Here is a 19,003-nt window from a genome sequence, read left to right as displayed (position 1 = left end):
GCCTAAGGAGCTGCGCGGCTTCCAGGTCCCTCCCTCGATGATCAGTCGAGAACTATCGCTCCTGACGGAGCGATAGTCGAGATACAAGGAGCTGCCGAAGGCTGCGATCTTTCAGGAGTCACCTACATTTAACGGTTAGCGCACAGAGTTCTTCCACCGCACGACACCCTCGGCTAAGGTGCGCGCCTTCCTTACTTATTTTGTTCAAAGGCCCGGCATGACCGAACAGAACACCAATCCGCTGCACGGCGTGACCCTCGAACAGATCCTCAATGCGCTGGTTGAGCACTACGAGTGGTCGGGGCTGGCCGAGCGCATCGACATTCGTTGTTTCAAGAGCGATCCGAGTATCAAGTCGAGCCTGACCTTTCTGCGCAAAACCCCGTGGGCCCGCGAGAAAGTCGAAAAGCTCTACGTAAAGTTGATGCGCACTAAACGTCCGCTCTAAGGAATATAGATGCCCGCCGAGCTGACTCGACCGTTACCCATCGTAAGAAGTTTGACCTGCTCGGCCGCCGTGCTTGGCTGGCTGGGATTGAGCATTCAGCTGTACCTGGTGTTTTACGGTCGCTGGAGTGTCGACGCCAGCCTGCTCGGTGGGCTGGTGAGTTACTTCAGCTACTTTACGGTACTGACCAATACGCTGGTGGCAGTGGTGCTGACCTGCGCCGTGACTGCGCGTGAATCGAAAGGCCGCGTGTTTTTTTTGCAGCCATGGGTCAGCAGCGGGATCGCCGTGAGTATTACGCTGGTCGGCCTGGCGTACAGCCTGTTATTGCGGCATTTGTGGCATCCGCAGGGTTGGCAGTTCATCGCCGACGAGCTGCTGCATGACGTCATGCCGCTGCTGTTTCTGTTCTATTGGTGGCGGTGTGTGCCCAAGGGCACCTTGCGTCTGAGCCACATCGGGTTGTGGGTGATTTACCCGGTGATGTATTTCGCTTATGCCTTGCTGCGTGGGCACTCGCTGGGGCTCTACCCCTATCCGTTCATCGATGTTGAAAAGCTCGGTTATCCACAGGTGTTTATCAATGCCAGCGGAATATTGCTGGGGTTTGTGGTGATTGCGCTGGTGGTGGTCGGGCTGGATCGGTGGCTTCGGTCGCGAGCGGCGTAGGAGCCAGATCAAAAGATCGCAGGCTTCGCCAGCTCCTACGGGGGGGATGTGGCTTCTGCGTAGGAGCTGGCGAAGGCTGCGATCTTTTTAATCCGTTATTCCTCGTCGCTGTCGTCCAGTTTCCAGTAACCTACGGCTTTCACCTGATCCTGATTCAACCCTTTCTCGTCCAGCAGCACGCGTCGAATCTGTCGTGAGACTTTGGATTCCGTCGCGATCCACGCATACAACTCGCCGCTCGGCATTTGCAGCTGCTGCACGGTCGTCAGCAGGTGATTCTTTCCGCTTTCGCGCAAGACCCAGATCACCTTGACCTCTGCCGGGCTTTCGAGGATTTGCTGTTCAGCGCCGTTCTCGATTTCCACCACCACCAGCGCACGCCGGTTGTCTGTCAGGCCTTCGAGGCGGCGGGCGATGGCGGGCAGGGCGGTTTCGTCGCCGATCAGCAGGTAGCTGTCGAAGATGTCTGGCACCACCATCGACCCCCGTGGCCCGCCGATGTGCAGATACTGACCGGGTGTGGCCTGCGCCGCCCAGGTCGCGGCGGGACCATCGCCGTGCAGCACGAAGTCGATGTCCAGCTCCAGCGTATCCAGATCGTAGCGACGGGGCGTGTAGTCGCGCATTGCCGGCAGCGGGCCGTTGTCTTTACCGGCGCCGAGCACCAGGGTTTCCAGCGCCGCGTGTTCCGTCGCGTTTTGTGGAAAAAACAATTTTACGTGGTCGTCCGTTCCAAGACTGACAAAACCAGCCAGCTCCGGTCCACCGAGAGTGATCCGGCGCATGCGTGGGGTCAGGTCGACCACCCGCAGCACTTCCAGACGACGGCGTTTGAGTTCGTGGCTGACACGGTGAATGGTTTGCACGATGACTTCAGTCATTCGGCCTTCTCCTGAACGGGTTGAGCGATCGGGCCATCAACGATGGCTTTGGCGGTGTTGTTGAGCAGGTCGCGCACCCGCAGGATTTCATCCGGGCTCCAGCGTCCGTGATGCATTTGCAGGGCATGACGCAGGTTGTGCACTGCTTCGTGAATTTCGGCGGGTCGATCCTGGCCACGCAACGAGCGCTTGCTGACCTCGATACGCATGCGCACGCCATCCAGCGCAATCGCCTGTTCGCTTAACGACAGACGTCCGGCATCGGTGATGCTGTAGCGTTTTTTTCCGCCTTCGGCATCGCCGAGGATCATTTCGCTTTCTTCAAGGAAGGTCAGGGTCGGGTAGATCACGCCGGGACTGGGGCAGTAGGCGCCGTCGAACATGCTTTCGATCTGGCGGATCAGGTCATAGCCGTGGCACGGCTGCTCGGCGATCAGTGCCAGCAGCAGTAATTTCAGATCGCCCGGGGCGAATACTCGGGGGCCGCGTCCACCGCGCTCGCGACCGGGCCCTGGGCGTTTTTCGAAGCCGTCGCGGCCCTCGCTGTGTTCTCGATGGGAATGATGGTCTCTCATTTTTTCGTTCTCTCGTCGTGTTTAGATACAACTTAAGATATATCTTTACGAAAAAGCAAGGGCGCAGGACCAACGGTCGAGCACAGGAGCGGGGGAAGGCAAGAGTGCTACTTGTAGAATTGTCGGACAATTCAATATCAATAAAATGCGGGTTTTAATCCATGCGAGTGTTTTGAAATTAGTGTTAACTCTCTAATAGTTCGGTTCAGGCCTTTATTTGCTAGTTATGAGGTATTGGTATTACGGACAACGCATTGTCTGGAGTTCTGTATTGTTTTTTTAACTTTTCTGTCTGTAGTCTGACTCTTACAGTTACTCACTGTTTTTTGTGGTATTCCGGGTTTTGTCACTCTTTGTCTGCGGCGTCCTGGCTACAGGCTCGCCGGAACTTTCCTGCTTACTTTCCATGGGAATTGCCTGATCATTTGTCGGCGTCGAAAGTTGAGATAAAACGCTATCAAGGCGCCTGATTGATCTTCGCTTTGTTGCAACTTTTAATGATCAAATCCTTATTTAAAAGACAGGTATCGAACGATGTTCAAGAAAATCGCAATTGCTGCTCCTTTGGCTGTTCTGGCGCTGAGTTCTTCCGTCGTGTTTGCTGCCGGTGAGGCCAAACACTCCATCAGTCTGGTGGCCCACGTTCCGACCAATGGCTTCTACGTCGTTCCAGTCGATCCAGACCTGGTTAACAAGGATCAGGACATGAGTCACAACCCGGCAACGGGCGCCATGCGCCAGGTCAACGGCTTTCTCGACATGCGTAACATCAACGGCTCGGTTCACGCCAGCGTGGAAGGCACACCGAAACTCATCTCCGGTGCCAACACCATTGAGTTGCTAGTAGAGGTCAGCAACAAAGAGCTCAACAACACCCCACAAATGGTCGCGGGCGAAGTAGAGTCGAACGTGAACTTCCGCGCACCTCTGCGTATTAGCGCAAAAGGGACGACCTTTGCTCCGGGCGACTACACCGGTGCAGTCACCATGATGTTTGATGCTGTTCCCCCTGTTGCTCTCTGAGTTTAAAGCAGGACAGTAAGCGCTTACTTGCCTAAGTAACGTAACCGGTTGGCAAGCACTTCTGTTTGTCGACCGGGCTTTGACTTATTCGTAATTAGAGAACTCGTTCATGTTCCCGATGACGCCCATCGCGGCTGCACTTGCGTTGCTGTTTTGTAGCAGTGCATTGGCAGCGCCCGATCCTGTTGGTAATACACCGAGAAGTTTGTTGGCCCAGGCCAAAGGCTTACCGGCGGATTTCGAAGAACACTTCTTCGATGTGCCGTTGGCCGTTCGGGTTGAACTTGATCAACAGCCGCTCGGTGAGGCCATGATTGTGTTGTCCCGCGATGACCGCATCACCTTGCTCGAATTTACCGATACCAGCGAAAGCAGCTACAGCGCCAGCGAGCGGGAAACCTGGGCCGACTACCTCAAGCCTGGGGTGGCCTTGGGCGCCTGTAGCGGCACCTGTCCAGAGCAGATGCTGGCGATCCACTACAACCTCGAAAATTCATTGGTGTCGATCGTCACTGAAAATGCCGAGCGCGACACTGAAACCAAGCGTTATTACGACCAGCCCGAAGGCGGCAGCAGCGGCCTGATAGTGCGCAACCAGCTCAATCTCAATGGCGGGCAGGATCAGGATCCGGGTGGGCGTTTTGGTCTTGAGGCCAGCGGTAGCCTGGGCAACTGGAGCCAGACCCTCAACCTGCAACTGGCCCGTCTCGGAGGGCCGGATGACAAGCTCTATCACTCGATCTACGAGCTCTACACCCAGCGCGAGTTGCAGGGCAGTTTTGCCCGGCTGGGCTATTTCACCCCGAACTCCGAAGGGCTGACACGCCAACCACGCTCGTTCGGCAACAGTCCCGATACCGCCGTGGGGGTGATGTTCGGCAGTTCCGACAGCCTGGCGATCGACAGCCTGAAGCCCAGCGTTTATCCGATTTATGTCACTGCCAATCGGCAGGCCTCGGTGGAGATCTACCGCGACGGCCTGCTGATCAATACTCAATCGGTGCCCGCTGGCCTGCAGACCCTCGACACGCGACCGCTGCCCGGTGGGATCTACGAAGTGGAAGTTCGCTTGATCGAAGACGGTCAGATCACTTCGACGACCCTGGAGCTGGTCTACAAACCGAGCAACTGGCGCAACCACGATGAGCGCTGGCGCTACAACCTGTTTGCCGGGCAGGAAACCAAACTGCTCAGCAACTGGGACCAACAGGCCAGTGGCAGTGCAACCGCGGGGGCTTCGATCAACTACCTGCTGCACCCACGCGTCATTCTTGGCCTGTCGGCGCGTCAGGTGCGGGAAAAAATGCAATACGGCAGTTCCATCGACTGGACCCTGGCCAACAGCACCAGCCTGTACGCCAACGTTTACCAGACCGAAGACCACGGCACCGGCGCTGATCTGCAAGGCCTTTACAACTATGGCGCCGGCAGTCTGGTGATCAGCCACAACCGCAGTTGGCTCGACACCCGCGACACGTTTGACACCCTGCCCGACGGCACCCGTGTGCGCCAACGCAATGTGTTCACCGGGCAGACCAGTAACTCATCGCTGGCGTTGAACCATCGGATCAGCCGTAAAAGCTCGCTTAACGCGCGGGTCTCCCACAGTGAGGGCAACACCGAGGGTGTAGGCGTGGACTTGGGCTGGAGCCAACGCAACGTGGTGTTTGGCAGCGACGCCCAATGGCGCTTGTCGCTGTTCGACCGCCCCGGCAGTTTCAGCAGCGGTGACGCGCGCAATCGCGGGGTCGACCTGAGTATCACCATGGCATTGGGAGGGCCGGGGCAGCAGTGGTCGGGCAGCCTCGGTTCGCGCACGGCGCGTGACGGCAGCCGCGACAACAACGCCTCGCTCGGCTACCGCAAAGACTTGCAGGACCATGTGCTGCAAAGCGTCTCGGCCACGGCGATCACCGATACCTATGGCATCGGCTTGTCCAGCCTGGCGAACTTTCGCACCGACGTCATCAATGGTGACGGGTTTATCCAGCGCTCCTCCTTTAACGGCAACTTTACCGGTGGCCTGAACCTGGACAGCACGGTGGCCATCGGTGCCCGGAATATAGTGATGACCAGCCAGTATCAGGGGCGTGGTGCGGGGATGATCGTCGACGTCGAGTCCGACATCGATGGTATTGCCTTGCGCGCCGACGACCTGAGTGGCGGCAGCACGGCCTTGCGGCCGGGGCGCAATTTTGTGCCGATCACGGCGTACAAGAGCAGCTCGGTGAGCTTCGACTTTGAAGGCAATCACGTACCGGCCGCAACCATTCAACCGGCACGCAGCGCCTATCACCTGAACAAGGGAGGCGTGGACTATCGCAAGGTCCGCGTGATGCGAACCCTGACCGTGCTTGGTCGCTTGCTCGATCCGCAGGGCCAGCCGCTCAAGGGCCATCACATCATTAACCACGCCAGCCGCGGAGTGAGTGAGGTCGACGGGTTCTTCTCCATGGAAATGAACGCCGGTTCGCCGACCCTGGAAGTGCGCTACGGCAATCAGTTGTTGTGCCAGTTCCGTCTGGACCCCAAAGCGGGGCGTACGGAAAACAATGTGCTGATGATCGGGGATTTGCGTTGCACGCCGGATACCTTGGCGGATGTGGCTAATAAAGCTGACACATCGACTTGACGGGCATTATTAGAGGAATATTCATGATGAAGGTGAAGGTTTTAATACTCTTGATAAAGAGCACTGCGTTGTTTAGTTCATTGTGTTTCGTGTCTTCGACAAACGTTGTTGCGCTCACGCAGGAAATAACTGCCACATTTAATCCTGACTCGGCAAATCCGCAACATAATGAATTTATCAATAAAACACCCAATAGCGGTTACTGCAGTTCGTATTTGGTCGACTGTAAAAATTTAGGCATATTCAGTCTGAGTATTCCAGTCTCTTTTTATTCTCAGACTGCAATCAGGCCGAATGAAGATGACCCACGACAAAATCCCATGTTCAAAGTGCCTTCCACCTGGCGAAGTGTAAATGTCAGAAATACTGTTACCGGGGAGTCCGAGACGGTTGAAGTGCGAATTGCAGGAGTAGGTAGCGTCTATCACCTTCCTGTACCTGTCGAGGACCTTACGGGGGGCGGCAATCATCATGCCCTGTGGAAGGGCAACAGTTGGTCATATCCCGCACCGCCTTGTGTCCGTACTGATCTAGGTTATGGACATAGCACATTGTTTGTATCGTTTTGGACGGTTCCAGAGGGGAGCAGGGTTTGTTTCAAGCAGGCACTCTTCATGATTCCGAACTTCAGGTATTCCGAATTTCAATTTTCCTATCAGCTTAAAACGCCCAAGCCGTTGACAATGTCCTCAGGACACTATGTGGGAACATTGAATTACACCATCGGCCCCGGTGGGGATTTCGACATGGGCGATGTCATGCAACCCGACGACACGGCATTGACCTTGAATTTCACGCTGGATGTTCAGCACACCCTCAAAGTCGATTTGCCCCCCGGCGGTGAAAAAATTCGGTTGGTTCCGCCAGGTGGCTGGCAAAGCTGGTTGCAGGCGGGACGCAGGCCCGTGCGGCTGTCCAGGGATCAGACCTTCAATATTTCGGCGTCGACACGCTTCAAAATGTCTTTGGAATGCGAGTACAGCTCGTTTCCCTACGACTGCATAATCAGAGATCTGGTATCAGGACATTACACCCCATTGATCGTCCGCATCAGCCTGCCCAACGGCCTGACGGACCTCGCCGGGCAGTCGGTCAAGCACCGTCGATTATTCGCCGGACCGGCCAGTGCGCAGCATTTTCAACCTGGTTTCTACGTGGACAGGGCCCCTGGCATCCTGCACTTCGAGGTTCCAGAGGACCAAATGTATTCAATGATTCAACCCGGTGTCGCGCGCACCTATTCCGGCAATGTCACGGTGATCTGGGATTCGGAAGCCTGATGGGCCGCGTATCGATCGGTCAGGCGAGTGTTGTGTTCAATGTCATGAGGTTCAGGGTTATGAGGCGTCTGGTAGCACTGTTGGGTTTGAGCGGGTTGTCCCTGGCGATCCAGGCTGCACCGAATATCAATGTCGGGACGGTCTATGACTATCTGGATGGCGATAAAAGTACTTACTTGAAGCGAGTGTTCAATGGCGGTGACAGCACTGCCTTCGTCAAGGTCAACGTACTGGAAATTATCTATAACGCCGATGGCACGACTACAGAAGTCCCGGTCAAGACTCAGGCGGATGCCAGTTCACGCGATGGCCTGATGGCCAGTCCCGCTCGCCTGATCGTACCGGCCAACGGTATGCAGGGCACGCGTCTGCTGTACATGGGCGAACGGGAAACCGAGCGCTACTTCCGCGTGCGTTTCGTGCCGGTGGTGCCGGAAAAGGAGGACGAATTCGCGGTGTCCAGCGAAGAGCGTGAAGACTACAGGAAACACCTGAGTGCCAGGGTCAACGTCATGGCCGGTTTCGGTACGGTGTTCTTCGTGCGGCCGAAAAACAGCCGTTTCGACAGCGTGATCGATGACAGCGCCGGCACGTACCGGATTCGTAATAACGGCAACACGGTGGTGGTGATCGATGAGTTCAAGAACTGCTCGCGCGCAGTCGAAACCGACTGCGAGCCGACAACCAAGCACCACCTTCTGGCGGGCAAGGCCTTTGAGTTCCAGAAGCAGGCGGGTCGTGAGTACCGCTTCAACCTGATCGAAGGGTCGTCAAAAAAGGCGCTGCACATCGCCGGCCAATAGCGTTCGCGCAGGTTTCTCCTTGAGGCAACAGGTAGCAGACATGATCAAGCAACGGGTAATCGTGGCGTCGATGGGCGTCATGGCGCTGACGAGTTCTTGGGTATTCGCGGCGCGCGAAGAACACATCTTCGAGGTGTCGGTGGATATCCCCACCCTGGGGTTCTACGTGATACCGGCCGAGGCCGACTGGATTCATCGCGAGCAGATTCTGCCGTGGAATCTGAACACGTCCAGCCTGGGTGGTTTGCGCAAGACCTTTGACGTCAAGCACGACTCCAGCGCGATTGAGGCTCGCCTGGAGAGTGAGCCGTATTTGTCCAATGGCAGTGACGATATCTATTTGCGCGTGCGTTTCAACGACAAGGAACTGAGCCATGACCCGCAGCCCCGGCAAGTCGTGTCCGCCGCAGAAGCCATGGCGGGGAGCCGCGTACGCCTGGACATCGATCCCAAGGTGCCGACGGGCGGTTATAAACCGGGCAGCTATTACGGCAATGTGATGTTGATCTTTAGCGCTGCGGCCCCGTGATTCATCGAGACGAAACCGGCTACTTGAATGCTTGATTGAATTGAAGAAATGGTTAATCACCGATGAAACTTATAAGTGCATGTAAAAAACAGGCAAGACGCGCTGTTTGGTTGGTCATGTTGTCTGGATTGATCGTTGAGCCTGCGAAAGGCGCGATCATGGAGATCAAAGCAACATTCCGCCCTGATCCGTCAAAACCCATGGACAACAAGTTCATCAATGAAACGCCCGTCACCGGGCATTGCGAGTTGCAACCGGAGTTTTGCCAAGGAAGAGGTTTGTTCTCTTTGTTGACTCCCATCGAGTTTGAATCCATCGCGGCGATTGAGGCCAGGCACACCGACAAGCGAAAGGGGGCGATGTTCAAGGTTCCAGGTGAGTGGCGAATGTTGAGTGTCAGAAATGTCGAGACGAATGAAAGTTCTGAACTCGAGGTACGCATCGTTTCTATAGGGGGGCGCTATTACCTCAACGACACAGTACAAAACCTGGTGGGTGAAGGTGAGCCTTCCGATGACAACTCGGTCTGGCACCGACGTTTATGGGGTGGGACTGACTGGACATGGGCCCCACCCTCGCCTTGCTCAGGGTCAGGTGGAGGTATGTATGTGTATCCTACCTGGCGTTCTTTTTTCTGGATGACAGCGAACGCGAGCGAGTGCGCTCCAACGGCTTTTTATCGGATCGCGAGTTTCAGGTATGACCAGGTGCAAATCGGTTATGAATTGATGACCCCCAACCCGTTGAAAATGTCCGCAGGACACTATATCGGTCGTTTGGATTACAGCGTCGGCCCGGGAATGGACTTCGACATGGGCGATATCATGCACCCCAGTGACTCCACGCTGACGTTGAGTTTCACGCTTGATGTTCAACACACACTCAAGGTCGATATTCCTCCAGGCGGTAACAAAATTCAGTTGGTGCCGGCGGGGGGCTGGCAAAGCTGGTTGCAACAAGGTCGCAAGCCGACGCGCTTATTCAGGGATCAAGCATTCAATATTTCAGCGAGTTCGCGGTTCAAGATGCAACTGGAGTGTCAGTACAGCCAGGATGGGAAAACATGTTCCTGCGAGACCCTGTCTCCGGACATGTTGTGCCACTCGATATCAGGGTCAGTCTTCCGCCTGGTTTGACCGATGCGGGCGGGCAACCGGTCAAGCAGCGGCAATTACTGCGCGAAGGTAGTGGGACAGAACGGTTTCAGCCTGATGTTTATGTAGACCGAAAGCCGGGGACGTTGCACTTCGAAATTCCTTCAGGCGAAGTACCAGAGATGATGTCCTCGGGACAACAACGGCAGTATTCCGGTCGAGTGACCGTTATCTGGGATTCGGACATTTAAGCGTGCTCAACGCGTCGAGGTTCGAAAGATGAAAGCGCACTTTCACCTTTCGAGTACATCGCTGTGAGGGCAAGATCAGCCTGTTACAGGCCGGCTTTTTTCAGTGCGTCGTGTGTCAGGCGTCTGCTCAGGTGCTTTTCCTGATCGTACATTTCATTGTTCAGGCGATCCTCTGTTCGCAGGGACATCGGCTGATCGTTAAAAACCTCCTCGTGAGGCATCGATAGCCTGTCCGCCAGGACTTTCAAGCGGTCCTGCAGCGCGGTTCGTTGCTCGGTGCTCAACCCCTCGGAAGCGACCCACTCCCGTTGCGCGGTAATCAAGTCGGTCAACAGCCCCGACCTGGTCTGATACAGCGCTTCATTTTCTCTGAATTCGCTCGGGTAACGCTCATTCAGATAGTTGATCCAGAAGTCTCGCTCATTCATCGAGTCCACCAGACCGTTGCCTTCCTCGAGTTCAGTCACTGTTTCAAAGGCTTGCTCGATGTTGGCTTCGCTGACCCCGGCAACGGTCCGAAAGAGCATTTGTTGTGACTGCCACGGCAGATCCAGGCGCTGGGCCAGGGAGGTCTGGTAGGCCAGATAGACTTCGACGTCATCCGGGTTGCCCCCTCGAGCCTGGATATCGGCACGGGCAATCTCGTTGACCCGCTCCAGGCGTGCAGCCCCCCTGGCCAACGTCACCAGTTTGGTTTCCAGCACGGCGTTCGAGGTCGAAAACGCGTGCGCCTCGGCGGCCAGCACTTGCACGCCCATGTTGTTGAAGAGTTGAGCGCCAGCATCGGCGCAGGTGGCGGGGGTGGACGCCATGGCGAAGAGTTTTTCGCGCAACCCGGGGTTCAGGTCCATGGCATCGATGGTTAGCCACACCCGTGAAGACAATTGCTGGCGTGCCTCGCCGTCGGCGCGGTAGTCAGCAGACTGCGTAAGGCTATCGATGACGGTGAAAAAATCAGTTGAGCCGGGTTCAGCGCCCAGATCAGACCAGGCTTCGGGCCGGGCAACGCCTTGCCCATCGAGAGGTCCCCACCAGCCACTATCTTTGGATCTTGGCCATTTTTCCCGGGCGTTTTCGGCGAGTGTGTTATAGGCATGACGGCGGGGTATTCCCACCGACGTACGATAGTTTTCATAGCGCAGTCGATTCGGCTCCGACAGGTCCATTGTGTTGAGGCGTGTGCGCGCCACGATGAAGGCATCATCGGACCCCGGAACGACCTGAGGAATCCTGGTAATGGCGTTAAACCTCATGTCGAGGAAAAAACCACGGGGGCGGGGTTTGGCCCGGAGCCCTTCTGGCCAGGTGTCGATGTTGGTGTTGAACAGCGTCAACTCGCGCAACGCCGGCATGCGTCCGACGTCGGGAGCCCGACCCAATGGATTGTTATCGAGCCTCAGGACTTCCAGGCGGGTCAGGTCCTTGAGTTGCTGAACATGCTCTGCCGTCAAGGGGATGAAGTTGTCGCTCAGCCGTAGCATCTTGAGGAAGTGCATCTGGGCGATGTGTTCAGGCAACGCAGTCAATCGGCATCGGCGTGCCGACAAGCTGCGCAGGTTGCGAAAGTCTTTCAGCAGGCCATTGGCTTGCGCCGGAAACGGGGTGCTGTCCAGGTTCAAGGCGGTGACTTTATCCAGATACTTGCCCAGTTCCGGCAGGGTTTTCCACCATTGGCCCAGATTGATGTCTTGCCTGTAAGCGCTTGACAGATCCAGGGTGTAACCGCTGTCCAGCTGCGGTCCCGGTGCATCGTCCGCTCGGGTTTGCCGTTCGAAGCATTTGATCAGTTGCCTGGCAATGTATCGCCCCCCGCCGTCGACAAAGTTCTGGCCACCGGGACCCCAGCGTTCGGGCTGTCGATAGCGCCATTGATTCAGGCTGACGCGCAGTTCGTGGAGTTCTCGCTCAAGTTGCTCGACGGCTGCGATGGGCTCGGGGTGACGGTTCAAGGAATCAACGAATGAGGCCACTTCATGGGGATTCATGTTCGGGTAGAGGTCCTGGACCCTTTCGGTCAGGGTCTTGCCTTCTCTGCTCTGGGTCCCACCGCGAAGCAAAAGCAGGGTCTCGCGACGCGGAGCTCCCCGCACTGGCGGTTCGGCCAGCAGGGTGCGACGCACGCTTGGCGGTTCGGTTTTGGCCATGACCCATTGTTTGAAGAACTCGCCCTGGCCAACCCGATAGCCCAGGGCTCTGCGTTGTTTATCGGGCAGTGCATGCAGGAGTGATTCATAGAAGTCATCGGCCGGGTGCAACAAGTTGTGCGCTGCATCGCGGACCTCGTACCGCTGCGGTTCCTTGTTGATCAGCAGCCTGACGGTCGAGGCATCCTGCACACCTGCCTCGCTACTCAGCGGACCGTCGACGCTGCCCACGCGGACCTCGATTCGTAGATCACCAAAGGTGTCGGTGTTCTGGCGCAGAGCCCCGAGCACCAGCCGTTCGGTGTTCTGGGTAAACAGTGAGTCGCGAATAAACCCTTCACTGGCCCGGGTCGCCCGGACCTCGGATTGCAGTTCCCGGGCGATGTTTTTCAAACGCAGGGGAATGCGCTCTTCGTCGTTGATGGCGGCCCCTTCCAACGGGTCGGCATGGGTTAACAGCCGTTCGATCAGTGGTGCGGGAAGTTCAGGGAATTGGCGTTTGATCACCTCGTTAGGCTTGTCGCCGGTATGGCCGCGGTTGGCGTAGTCGCCATTGAACAGCGCTGCCCGGTTTTGCTGGGCAAGTGCGGCCAGTGTCTGACGCAGCTGTCGGGTACGGACCTTGAGTGGGGCTCGTGGGGCATCAAGCGGCTGGTCGAGAATGACCGACGTCGCATTGGCATCGAGTGTTTCCATCACAGTGTCCAGCAGCTTGCCCTCCAGTAGCTGTCGTTCACTCAGTTGCACGATCAGTTTGCGGCCATGCGCCGCTTTTGAGCTGGTGTGCTCCCAGAGGGGACGGAACTGATTGTCGATGATTCGCATCGAGACACCGTCGGGCCAGAGGCCGTAGCGCGTCATGAGGTGCATTTGAGTGATCGGGTTTGCCTGGGCGTAGACGGCGGGATCGGCGCTTTTCATCTGATCGATGAAGGTTTGCACGTCGTTGTCGATGCTCAACCGGGTGAGGGTGTCCTCGAACAACAGTGGGGGTGTGGTGTTCTCGGCATACATCCTGCGCAGTTCGTCGGGCTGTGTGCCGCTGGCCTGCCGGACCTCTTCACGTTGGCCCTCGCTCAGGTCGCTCACCGAACGCCCCATCCGGCGTAGCAGGGTTGGCGTGTCCCATGTCCGCGACTGCTCACCTTCGAGCACGTAAGCGCCAGAGCCGTTATGGTTGAGTGCCGGTTGGTAGCCGTCGGTGCGAGCGGGGTGCTGGAGGTGTTGTCGGCCGGTCTGCGAGTTGTCCTTGACCTCATAGAAGTGCGTATCGAGCTGCACAAGGGTTTTTCCGGCATGTCGGTACACACCCGGTTCAATCGGGGTAAGGTTTTCCGGCAGTCGGCCCTTGAAGCGGTAAGGTTCAAGATCGGGTTTCCACAAGCGGGTGTTGCCATTGGGCAATTTGATCGGCTTCAAGCCTTCGATAAAAGGTGAAACCGTGTAGTGGAACACGGGTGCGAGGACGATGGCGGTGGCGACGTTTTCGATGACGTCGGTGATGTGCGCCCAACCGGCCTCGCGGTCACCTTCGCTGAGTTCTATGGCGCCTTCGAGGACTTCTGAAAGCAACTGGCCGGCGATGACCACCAGCATGACCTCGCCGAGACCCGGCACGAACATCGCAAATACGCCAACAGCGGTGAAGCCGATGTTCAGGTAGTTGGCCCAGCGCGCTGATCGGGCCTTGGCATCCTGATCCTCGGTGGGGACGGCCATGATTCGAGCATCTTCAAACAGACGATCCAGCTTGATGTCGTGAAGTAGTGACCAGAGGTCGAAAGACTCCCACAACCCTTTGCCTTTCATGGTCAGGCCCCGGACATAAAAGTAGGGGTTGTCTATCGGATCGCGGCGCGTGGCCCGATCCGGCGGTCCTGGCATCTCGGAGTAGAGCAGTGCTTGTTCGGCTATCCGTACCAGTTCATGACGCCGCCAGGTGACCGCAAATGACTCCGGCGGTCCGTCGCTGGCCTTCTCGGTAAAGCGACTGAAGTAATAGGATTTGTCTCGCTCGGCCACGAACCGGCTGAAAAAAACCTGGTAGTCGGTCGGTTCCAGAGCCGCTTGCGCGCTGGCACTGCCTTGCGGGCGGATCATGAATTGCCGGGTCAACTCCTGCTCGAACTCGGAAAACGAAGCATAGCGCTTGACCGGATGTTCAGGGTCATCGGGAATGTAGGCAATCACATAACCGTGGTGATAGCGATGTGGAACGGTGGGCGTGAAGACCATACAGTCGGACAGCCTCAGGCCCATGACACTCAGGCTGGTGAAGAAAACCTGTTTGTCACCCTCCATGATTTTTTGTTGACCCGCGACCACCTTCAGCAGCAGCTCGTAATCGCGTTGCTCAATGTCTTTTTTGACCAGTGCCATGTACGCCGCTGCTTTCAGGGCATTCTTCTGATGGGTTGTCACCTTGCTCTGCAGAAACGTGCGAGCGACCGGGTCTTCAGGGCGCAGAAAACCCTTGAGGTAAGCCTGGTACTTTCCACCAATGTCCAGGGTTCGGCATAGACGCGTGAAGGTCTCGATGCCAAGCGAGGTCCGGACGCGATCAAAGTGTCCTCGCGTGTCGGGTTGGCTGATGAAACCAGAACTCGTGTCAAAGAATCCGGGCTCAACTTCCCAGGCTTCGAAGTTGTGCAGCGCAGCTTGCAACAACGAAAACGTCTTGACGGCAAAGCCATCGCTCTTGATGCCGAACAGGCCCAGGCTTTTTGGGGCGTAGAGCCTCAGCCAGGTCCTGTCGGGGTCGAGGTTGGCATCCAGCCTGTTCAGTTCCGGCCGTAGCAGCTCCCTGGCGAAGTCATGAATGTTTTTCAGGGTTTTCTTGAAAATCCGGTCCTGCTCGTTCTGGGACTTCAAGAGTGCGTCATTGTGGATTTTCAGTTGGTTCTTCTGTTCTTGTGGCGCGTTGTCGTACCACGGCGGGGTTATCGGTCGGGTTTGCTTGAGTGCCGCACGTCGATCGGCAGTCGCCTGGAAATGGTGCTGCGAAATGGCATTTTTGATGCTGTGAAAATGTGCGCCCTGTTCTCTGAGGGCGGACAACTCGCGAGGGATTCCTGGAAATTCAGACACTGCTCATCTCCTTGAGTCAGGTGGGGAAAGCCCAGCCTACCCAGATGAGCAGCGCACATGAGTTACATAGTTATCGTGATGGTCAACGGTCGGCCATGGTTGTCTGACACAGGGTGTGGGTGCCGGGTTGCAAGTACGGTGTGAGAATCGGCGCCATGCCCTTGAGCACCTGCACCGGCAACGCCGAGGTGAATTTGTAGGCTTGCGCGGAGGCGCCGGGGACGAACGCGGTCAAGGTCCCAAAGTGGTTGTTACCGATATAGAACACGAAGGTCGCGGTGCGGTTGATCGATTTTGAGCTCAGCACCCGCCCGCCGGAACCGAAGGCTTCGATGCGGTTATCACCCGTGCCGGTCTTGCCACCCATGGCCAGGGGAGTGCCGTCCGGCAGTTTGAAAGTACCGGCGACCCGTTTGGCGGTCCCGGCATCCACCACTTGCGACAACGCTTCACGCATCGCCGTCGCCACTTCGGACGGCATCACGCGTTTGCCTTTGTTCGGGTCGTTGATCAGCGTTGTTTCATAAGGCGTGTCGGCGGCGAAATGCAGACTGTCGATGCGCAGGGTTGGCATACGCACGCCATCGTTGAGGATCGTACCGACCAGTTCCGCCAGGGCTGCCGGACGATCGCCGGAGCTGCCGATGGCCGTGGCCAGCGACGGCACCAGGTGATCGAACGGGTAGCCGACTTTCTGCCAACGCTGGTGAATGTCGAGGAACGCTTCGATCTCCAGCATGGTCCGGATACGGCTGTCGCGGGCACTCCTGTGCCGGCTCTTGAACAGCCAGCTGTAGACTTCCTGACGCTCGAACTCACTGGCTTTGACGATCTGGCTGAACTTGGCGTCGGGGTTGTTCAGCAGGTAACCCATCAGCCACAGGTCCAGTGGGTGGACCTTGGCGATGAAGCCTTGATCGGGTAGATCAAAGGCGCCCGGCCCGTAGGTTTTATAGAGTTTTTCGAGGCGCTCGTCAGTGAGTTTTTCGTTGGGTTTTCCGGTGAGTTTTTCAATATTTTTATCGGTTTTTTTGGCTGTTTTCAGATGCGCGCGCACAAAGCTGTTGAAGCTTTCCTGGCTGGCCTCGGGCAGCAGGTAGCGGTGCACCGCCGCGAGACGAATCGCCGTCGGGTGCATGCCGTCGAGGAAGGTCTCGAGGCGAGCCTGGGTGTCCTTTTTCTGGTACTTCTTCCAGAAGCGCAGTAAAAACGCGGTGCCCTCGTGGTCGGCGAATTGCGCCAGATACTCCTGGCGCCGCGGGTTGTCGTCATCATTGAGCAATTGGCCGCTGCTGTTGGGCCCCGAGTAAGTGCTGTAGCGCACCAGGTCGCGCATCAAGCGAATGAACGGCAGGTTGATCGATTCGCGCAGGGCATCGCGCAGGGTCGGGCTGCGGCCGTTGTCTTCTTTGCGGAAGTTGTGAAAGGTGTGCAGGCCGCCGCCAGTGAAAAATGACTCGCCGGGGTTGGCCGAGTAGGTACGGTTGAGCGCCGCATCGAGCATTTTCGGCAGGCTGCGGTCGGTGTTCTGAGTCAGGTAATCGACGGCCCAGCGGGATATCCGGTCCTGCTCGGGGACCTCGGTTTTCTTCAACTCGGCCGGTGTCTTGGCGCCATAACGGTCGTGCAGCTCGGAGATGATCTGCAGGTAGCTGGTGAGCACCCGCAGTTTGGCGGTGGAGCCCAGTTCCAGTTTGCTGCCCTCGTTGATGTCGAAGGGCTGATCGGTGCTGTCGGTTTGTACGCGCACACGCGAGCCATCAGGGGTCCGCTCGAACAGGGTGAAGCTGTAGCGCACCTGAGTCGTGCTGGTGGGGGTCAGCAGGTGTTCGCCAAGCAGGCCCAATTGCGCCGCGTAGGTTGGGTCGGCCAGGTGCTTGAGGTACTCGGTGGCCTTGGTTTGCAGGTCGTATTGCAAGGTGCTGGTGGCCGACAGGTCGAGGCGATCGAGGTCATACAGAGGGCGATTGAGCAGGGCGCCCAGTCGACTGCGGGCGACGCTGATGCCCTTGTTGCCCTCGATCGGCTGGATGGTCGGTTGCAGTTGCCAGTCGCGGTAGGTCACCTTGCTGGCCAGCGCGGCGTCAGCCAGCGGGGCGTCGATCACAGCGTTCTGTGCGAGCAGGCGGATGTGGCTGTCGGTGAGGTCTGCCAGTTCTTCTCGACCCTTGGACAAATAGTGTGAAGGCCGGCGCTGGGCGATCATCAGCGACAGCACCTGACGCAGGGCCAGGCCGCGTTTGGACAGGCTCAGCGGATCACTGGCAACACTCCTCAGGTTTTCGTTGACCTGGCTGAAATCGGCGCCGTACCAGACGCGCAGCCCTTCGGCCATACCATGCACTTCACCGTGGCCGGGCACCGCCGACAGCGGCACACTGTTGAGGTAGTCGCGCACAATGTTTTGACGAGCCGCGACAGTGTGCGGGCCATCTTGATAAGCACGCACGCTGGCGGAAATCATCTGACGTATTTTTTCACTGCCTGACACTGTGAGGCCATCGGGCGAGTGGCGGTATTTTTCCAGCTGAGTGGCCAGGGTGCTGCCACCGGCAGTCTGGCCCGGCAGGTGCAACAGTTTGGCGACTTGCGACCAGGCGGCTTTGCCAAAACGCGGCCAGTCCACGGCAGGGTTGGCCAAGGGTTGATTGGGGTCGAGCAGGTCACGGTTCTCGATGAACAGCAGGCTGTGCACCACCAGCGGCGGGATCGCAGCAAAGCTCGAATACAGCTGCTGCGGATAGTTGTACTGATACAACGGCGCGGCGCGGCAGTCGGTAATGGATAAACCAGCCTGAATTTTCTCCGCGTAGGGCACGAAGAAGCCCTTTTCGCTGTAGTCGAACAGTTTTGGTGAGAAGCGGGTTTGCGCGGTGATCATGTAGTCACGCTTGAGCAAACGCGGCAAAAACTCGCCCAAAGAACTGTAGCCCAGACGTTTGTCGAAAGGCCCATCGCCCGGATAGAAAATCGAATCGCTGGGACCGGGTTGCATCGAATAGCTCAGCGATGCGGCAAATTGGCTGAATTCGCGCGCCTGCAGTTTCGAGGTGCGCATTTCCTTGGAGGCTGCAAAACCGAGCGCGACCAGAATGATCAATAACAACAACCAGAACAGCCTCCATCCATAACGATGGCGGCGAGGTTTTTTCGGTAAAGGCGCTTCTTCCACGCGATCAGTTGGTTCCACAGTTTTACTCGAATCAGATTGCCATAAAGCGCCCATAGTCGATTGATCCATTCACGCAGATTTATCGGACTTGTCTGAAGCTTAGACGCTGGTTGGAACTGGTGAAAAATTTGTGAATGACTTCGTCGACGAACAATGCTGCCCTTGCGTAGGAGCTGCCGAAGGCTGCGATCTTTACTTGGTCGGCCCAAGAGCGAAAGATCGCAGCCTTCGGCAGCTCCTACAGAGGCGGATTGGGTCGTAAGTATTGAGATAGAGCCATCAGGCCGGTAAATACGGCCTGGGTAGGGGCATGACGCTGCACCATTGCTGTGCAATACTCGGTGCCGCTTCATTGGCGAGTTGAAGCCTGAATCCCAGGTAATGCACCTCCGCAAATGCGGATTTTACCGAGAAT

General features: G+C 57.1%; 12 protein-coding genes. 8 read left to right on the top strand and 4 right to left on the bottom strand.

The features are described 5' to 3' along the window. Positions 1-217: 217 nt before the first annotated feature. A complete protein-coding gene (locus ACIPIN_RS05405; protein WP_123425128.1) occupies positions 218-448 on the top strand; it encodes a VF530 family DNA-binding protein in 231 nt (76 codons plus the stop codon). A gap of 9 nt (positions 449-457) precedes the next feature. Continuing rightward, positions 458-1,117 (top strand): Pr6Pr family membrane protein, encoded by a 660-nt coding sequence (locus ACIPIN_RS05400; RefSeq protein ID WP_401116304.1) that lies wholly within the window; start codon positions 458-460, stop codon positions 1,115-1,117. 95 nt (positions 1,118-1,212) lie between these two features. Here the strand turns inward: ACIPIN_RS05400 and ACIPIN_RS05395 are convergent, their stop codons facing one another. Together ACIPIN_RS05395 and ACIPIN_RS05390 are read right to left on the bottom strand one after the other, a co-directional pair. After that, positions 1,213-1,998 (bottom strand): siderophore-interacting protein, encoded by a 786-nt coding sequence (locus tag ACIPIN_RS05395; protein ID WP_401116301.1) that lies wholly within the window; start codon positions 1,996-1,998, stop codon positions 1,213-1,215. Then, complete coding sequence (locus ACIPIN_RS05390) at positions 1,995-2,573, bottom strand: PadR family transcriptional regulator (protein WP_401116298.1); 579 nt, start codon at positions 2,571-2,573, stop codon at positions 1,995-1,997. The genes ACIPIN_RS05395 and ACIPIN_RS05390 overlap by 4 nt, the downstream gene beginning before the upstream one ends. 534 nt (positions 2,574-3,107) lie before the next feature. Between ACIPIN_RS05390 and ACIPIN_RS05385 the strand changes: the two genes are divergently transcribed. The 6 genes from ACIPIN_RS05385 to ACIPIN_RS05360 all read left to right on the top strand — a co-directional run bounded on the left by ACIPIN_RS05385 (position 3,108) and on the right by ACIPIN_RS05360 (position 9,976). Continuing rightward, positions 3,108-3,596 carry a CS1 type fimbrial major subunit gene (locus ACIPIN_RS05385; protein WP_401116295.1) on the top strand — a complete coding sequence of 163 codons (489 nt, stop codon included), beginning with the start codon at positions 3,108-3,110 and terminating at the stop codon, positions 3,594-3,596. Between the two features lie 109 nt (positions 3,597-3,705). Further along, positions 3,706-6,228 (top strand): CS1-pili formation C-terminal domain-containing protein, encoded by a 2,523-nt coding sequence (locus ACIPIN_RS05380; RefSeq protein WP_401116292.1) that lies wholly within the window; start codon positions 3,706-3,708, stop codon positions 6,226-6,228. 23 nt (positions 6,229-6,251) lie between these two features. Then, positions 6,252-7,508, top strand: coding sequence for a hypothetical protein (locus ACIPIN_RS05375; protein WP_401116290.1), 1,257 nt, complete (start codon positions 6,252-6,254; stop codon positions 7,506-7,508). 59 nt (positions 7,509-7,567) lie between these two features. Continuing rightward, on the top strand, positions 7,568-8,311 hold the full coding sequence (locus ACIPIN_RS05370; protein ID WP_401116287.1) for a molecular chaperone: 744 nt from the start codon (positions 7,568-7,570) through the stop codon (positions 8,309-8,311). Between the two features lie 40 nt (positions 8,312-8,351). Continuing rightward, positions 8,352-8,840, top strand: coding sequence for a CS1 type fimbrial major subunit (locus ACIPIN_RS05365; RefSeq protein WP_401116284.1), 489 nt, complete (start codon positions 8,352-8,354; stop codon positions 8,838-8,840). A 62-nt stretch (positions 8,841-8,902) separates the two neighbouring features. After that, a complete protein-coding gene (locus tag ACIPIN_RS05360; RefSeq protein WP_401116281.1) occupies positions 8,903-9,976 on the top strand; it encodes a hypothetical protein in 1,074 nt (357 codons plus the stop codon). 292 nt (positions 9,977-10,268) lie between these two features. Here the strand turns inward: ACIPIN_RS05360 and ACIPIN_RS05355 are convergent, their stop codons facing one another. Both ACIPIN_RS05355 and ACIPIN_RS05350 read right to left on the bottom strand, forming a co-directional pair. Beyond that, positions 10,269-15,416 carry an NEL-type E3 ubiquitin ligase domain-containing protein gene (locus tag ACIPIN_RS05355; protein ID WP_401116278.1) on the bottom strand — a complete coding sequence of 1,716 codons (5,148 nt, stop codon included), beginning with the start codon at positions 15,414-15,416 and terminating at the stop codon, positions 10,269-10,271. An 82-nt stretch (positions 15,417-15,498) separates the two neighbouring features. Then, positions 15,499-18,642, bottom strand: coding sequence for a transglycosylase domain-containing protein (locus ACIPIN_RS05350; RefSeq protein WP_401116275.1), 3,144 nt, complete (start codon positions 18,640-18,642; stop codon positions 15,499-15,501). Positions 18,643-19,003 lie beyond the last annotated feature (361 nt).

This window comes from Pseudomonas sp. NPDC087697, from assembly GCF_044743155.1.
Lineage (GTDB): Bacteria > Pseudomonadota > Gammaproteobacteria > Pseudomonadales > Pseudomonadaceae > Aquipseudomonas.
The sequence above is the reverse complement of the archived record's forward strand: the minus strand, read 5'-3'. Positions and strand labels throughout refer to the sequence as shown.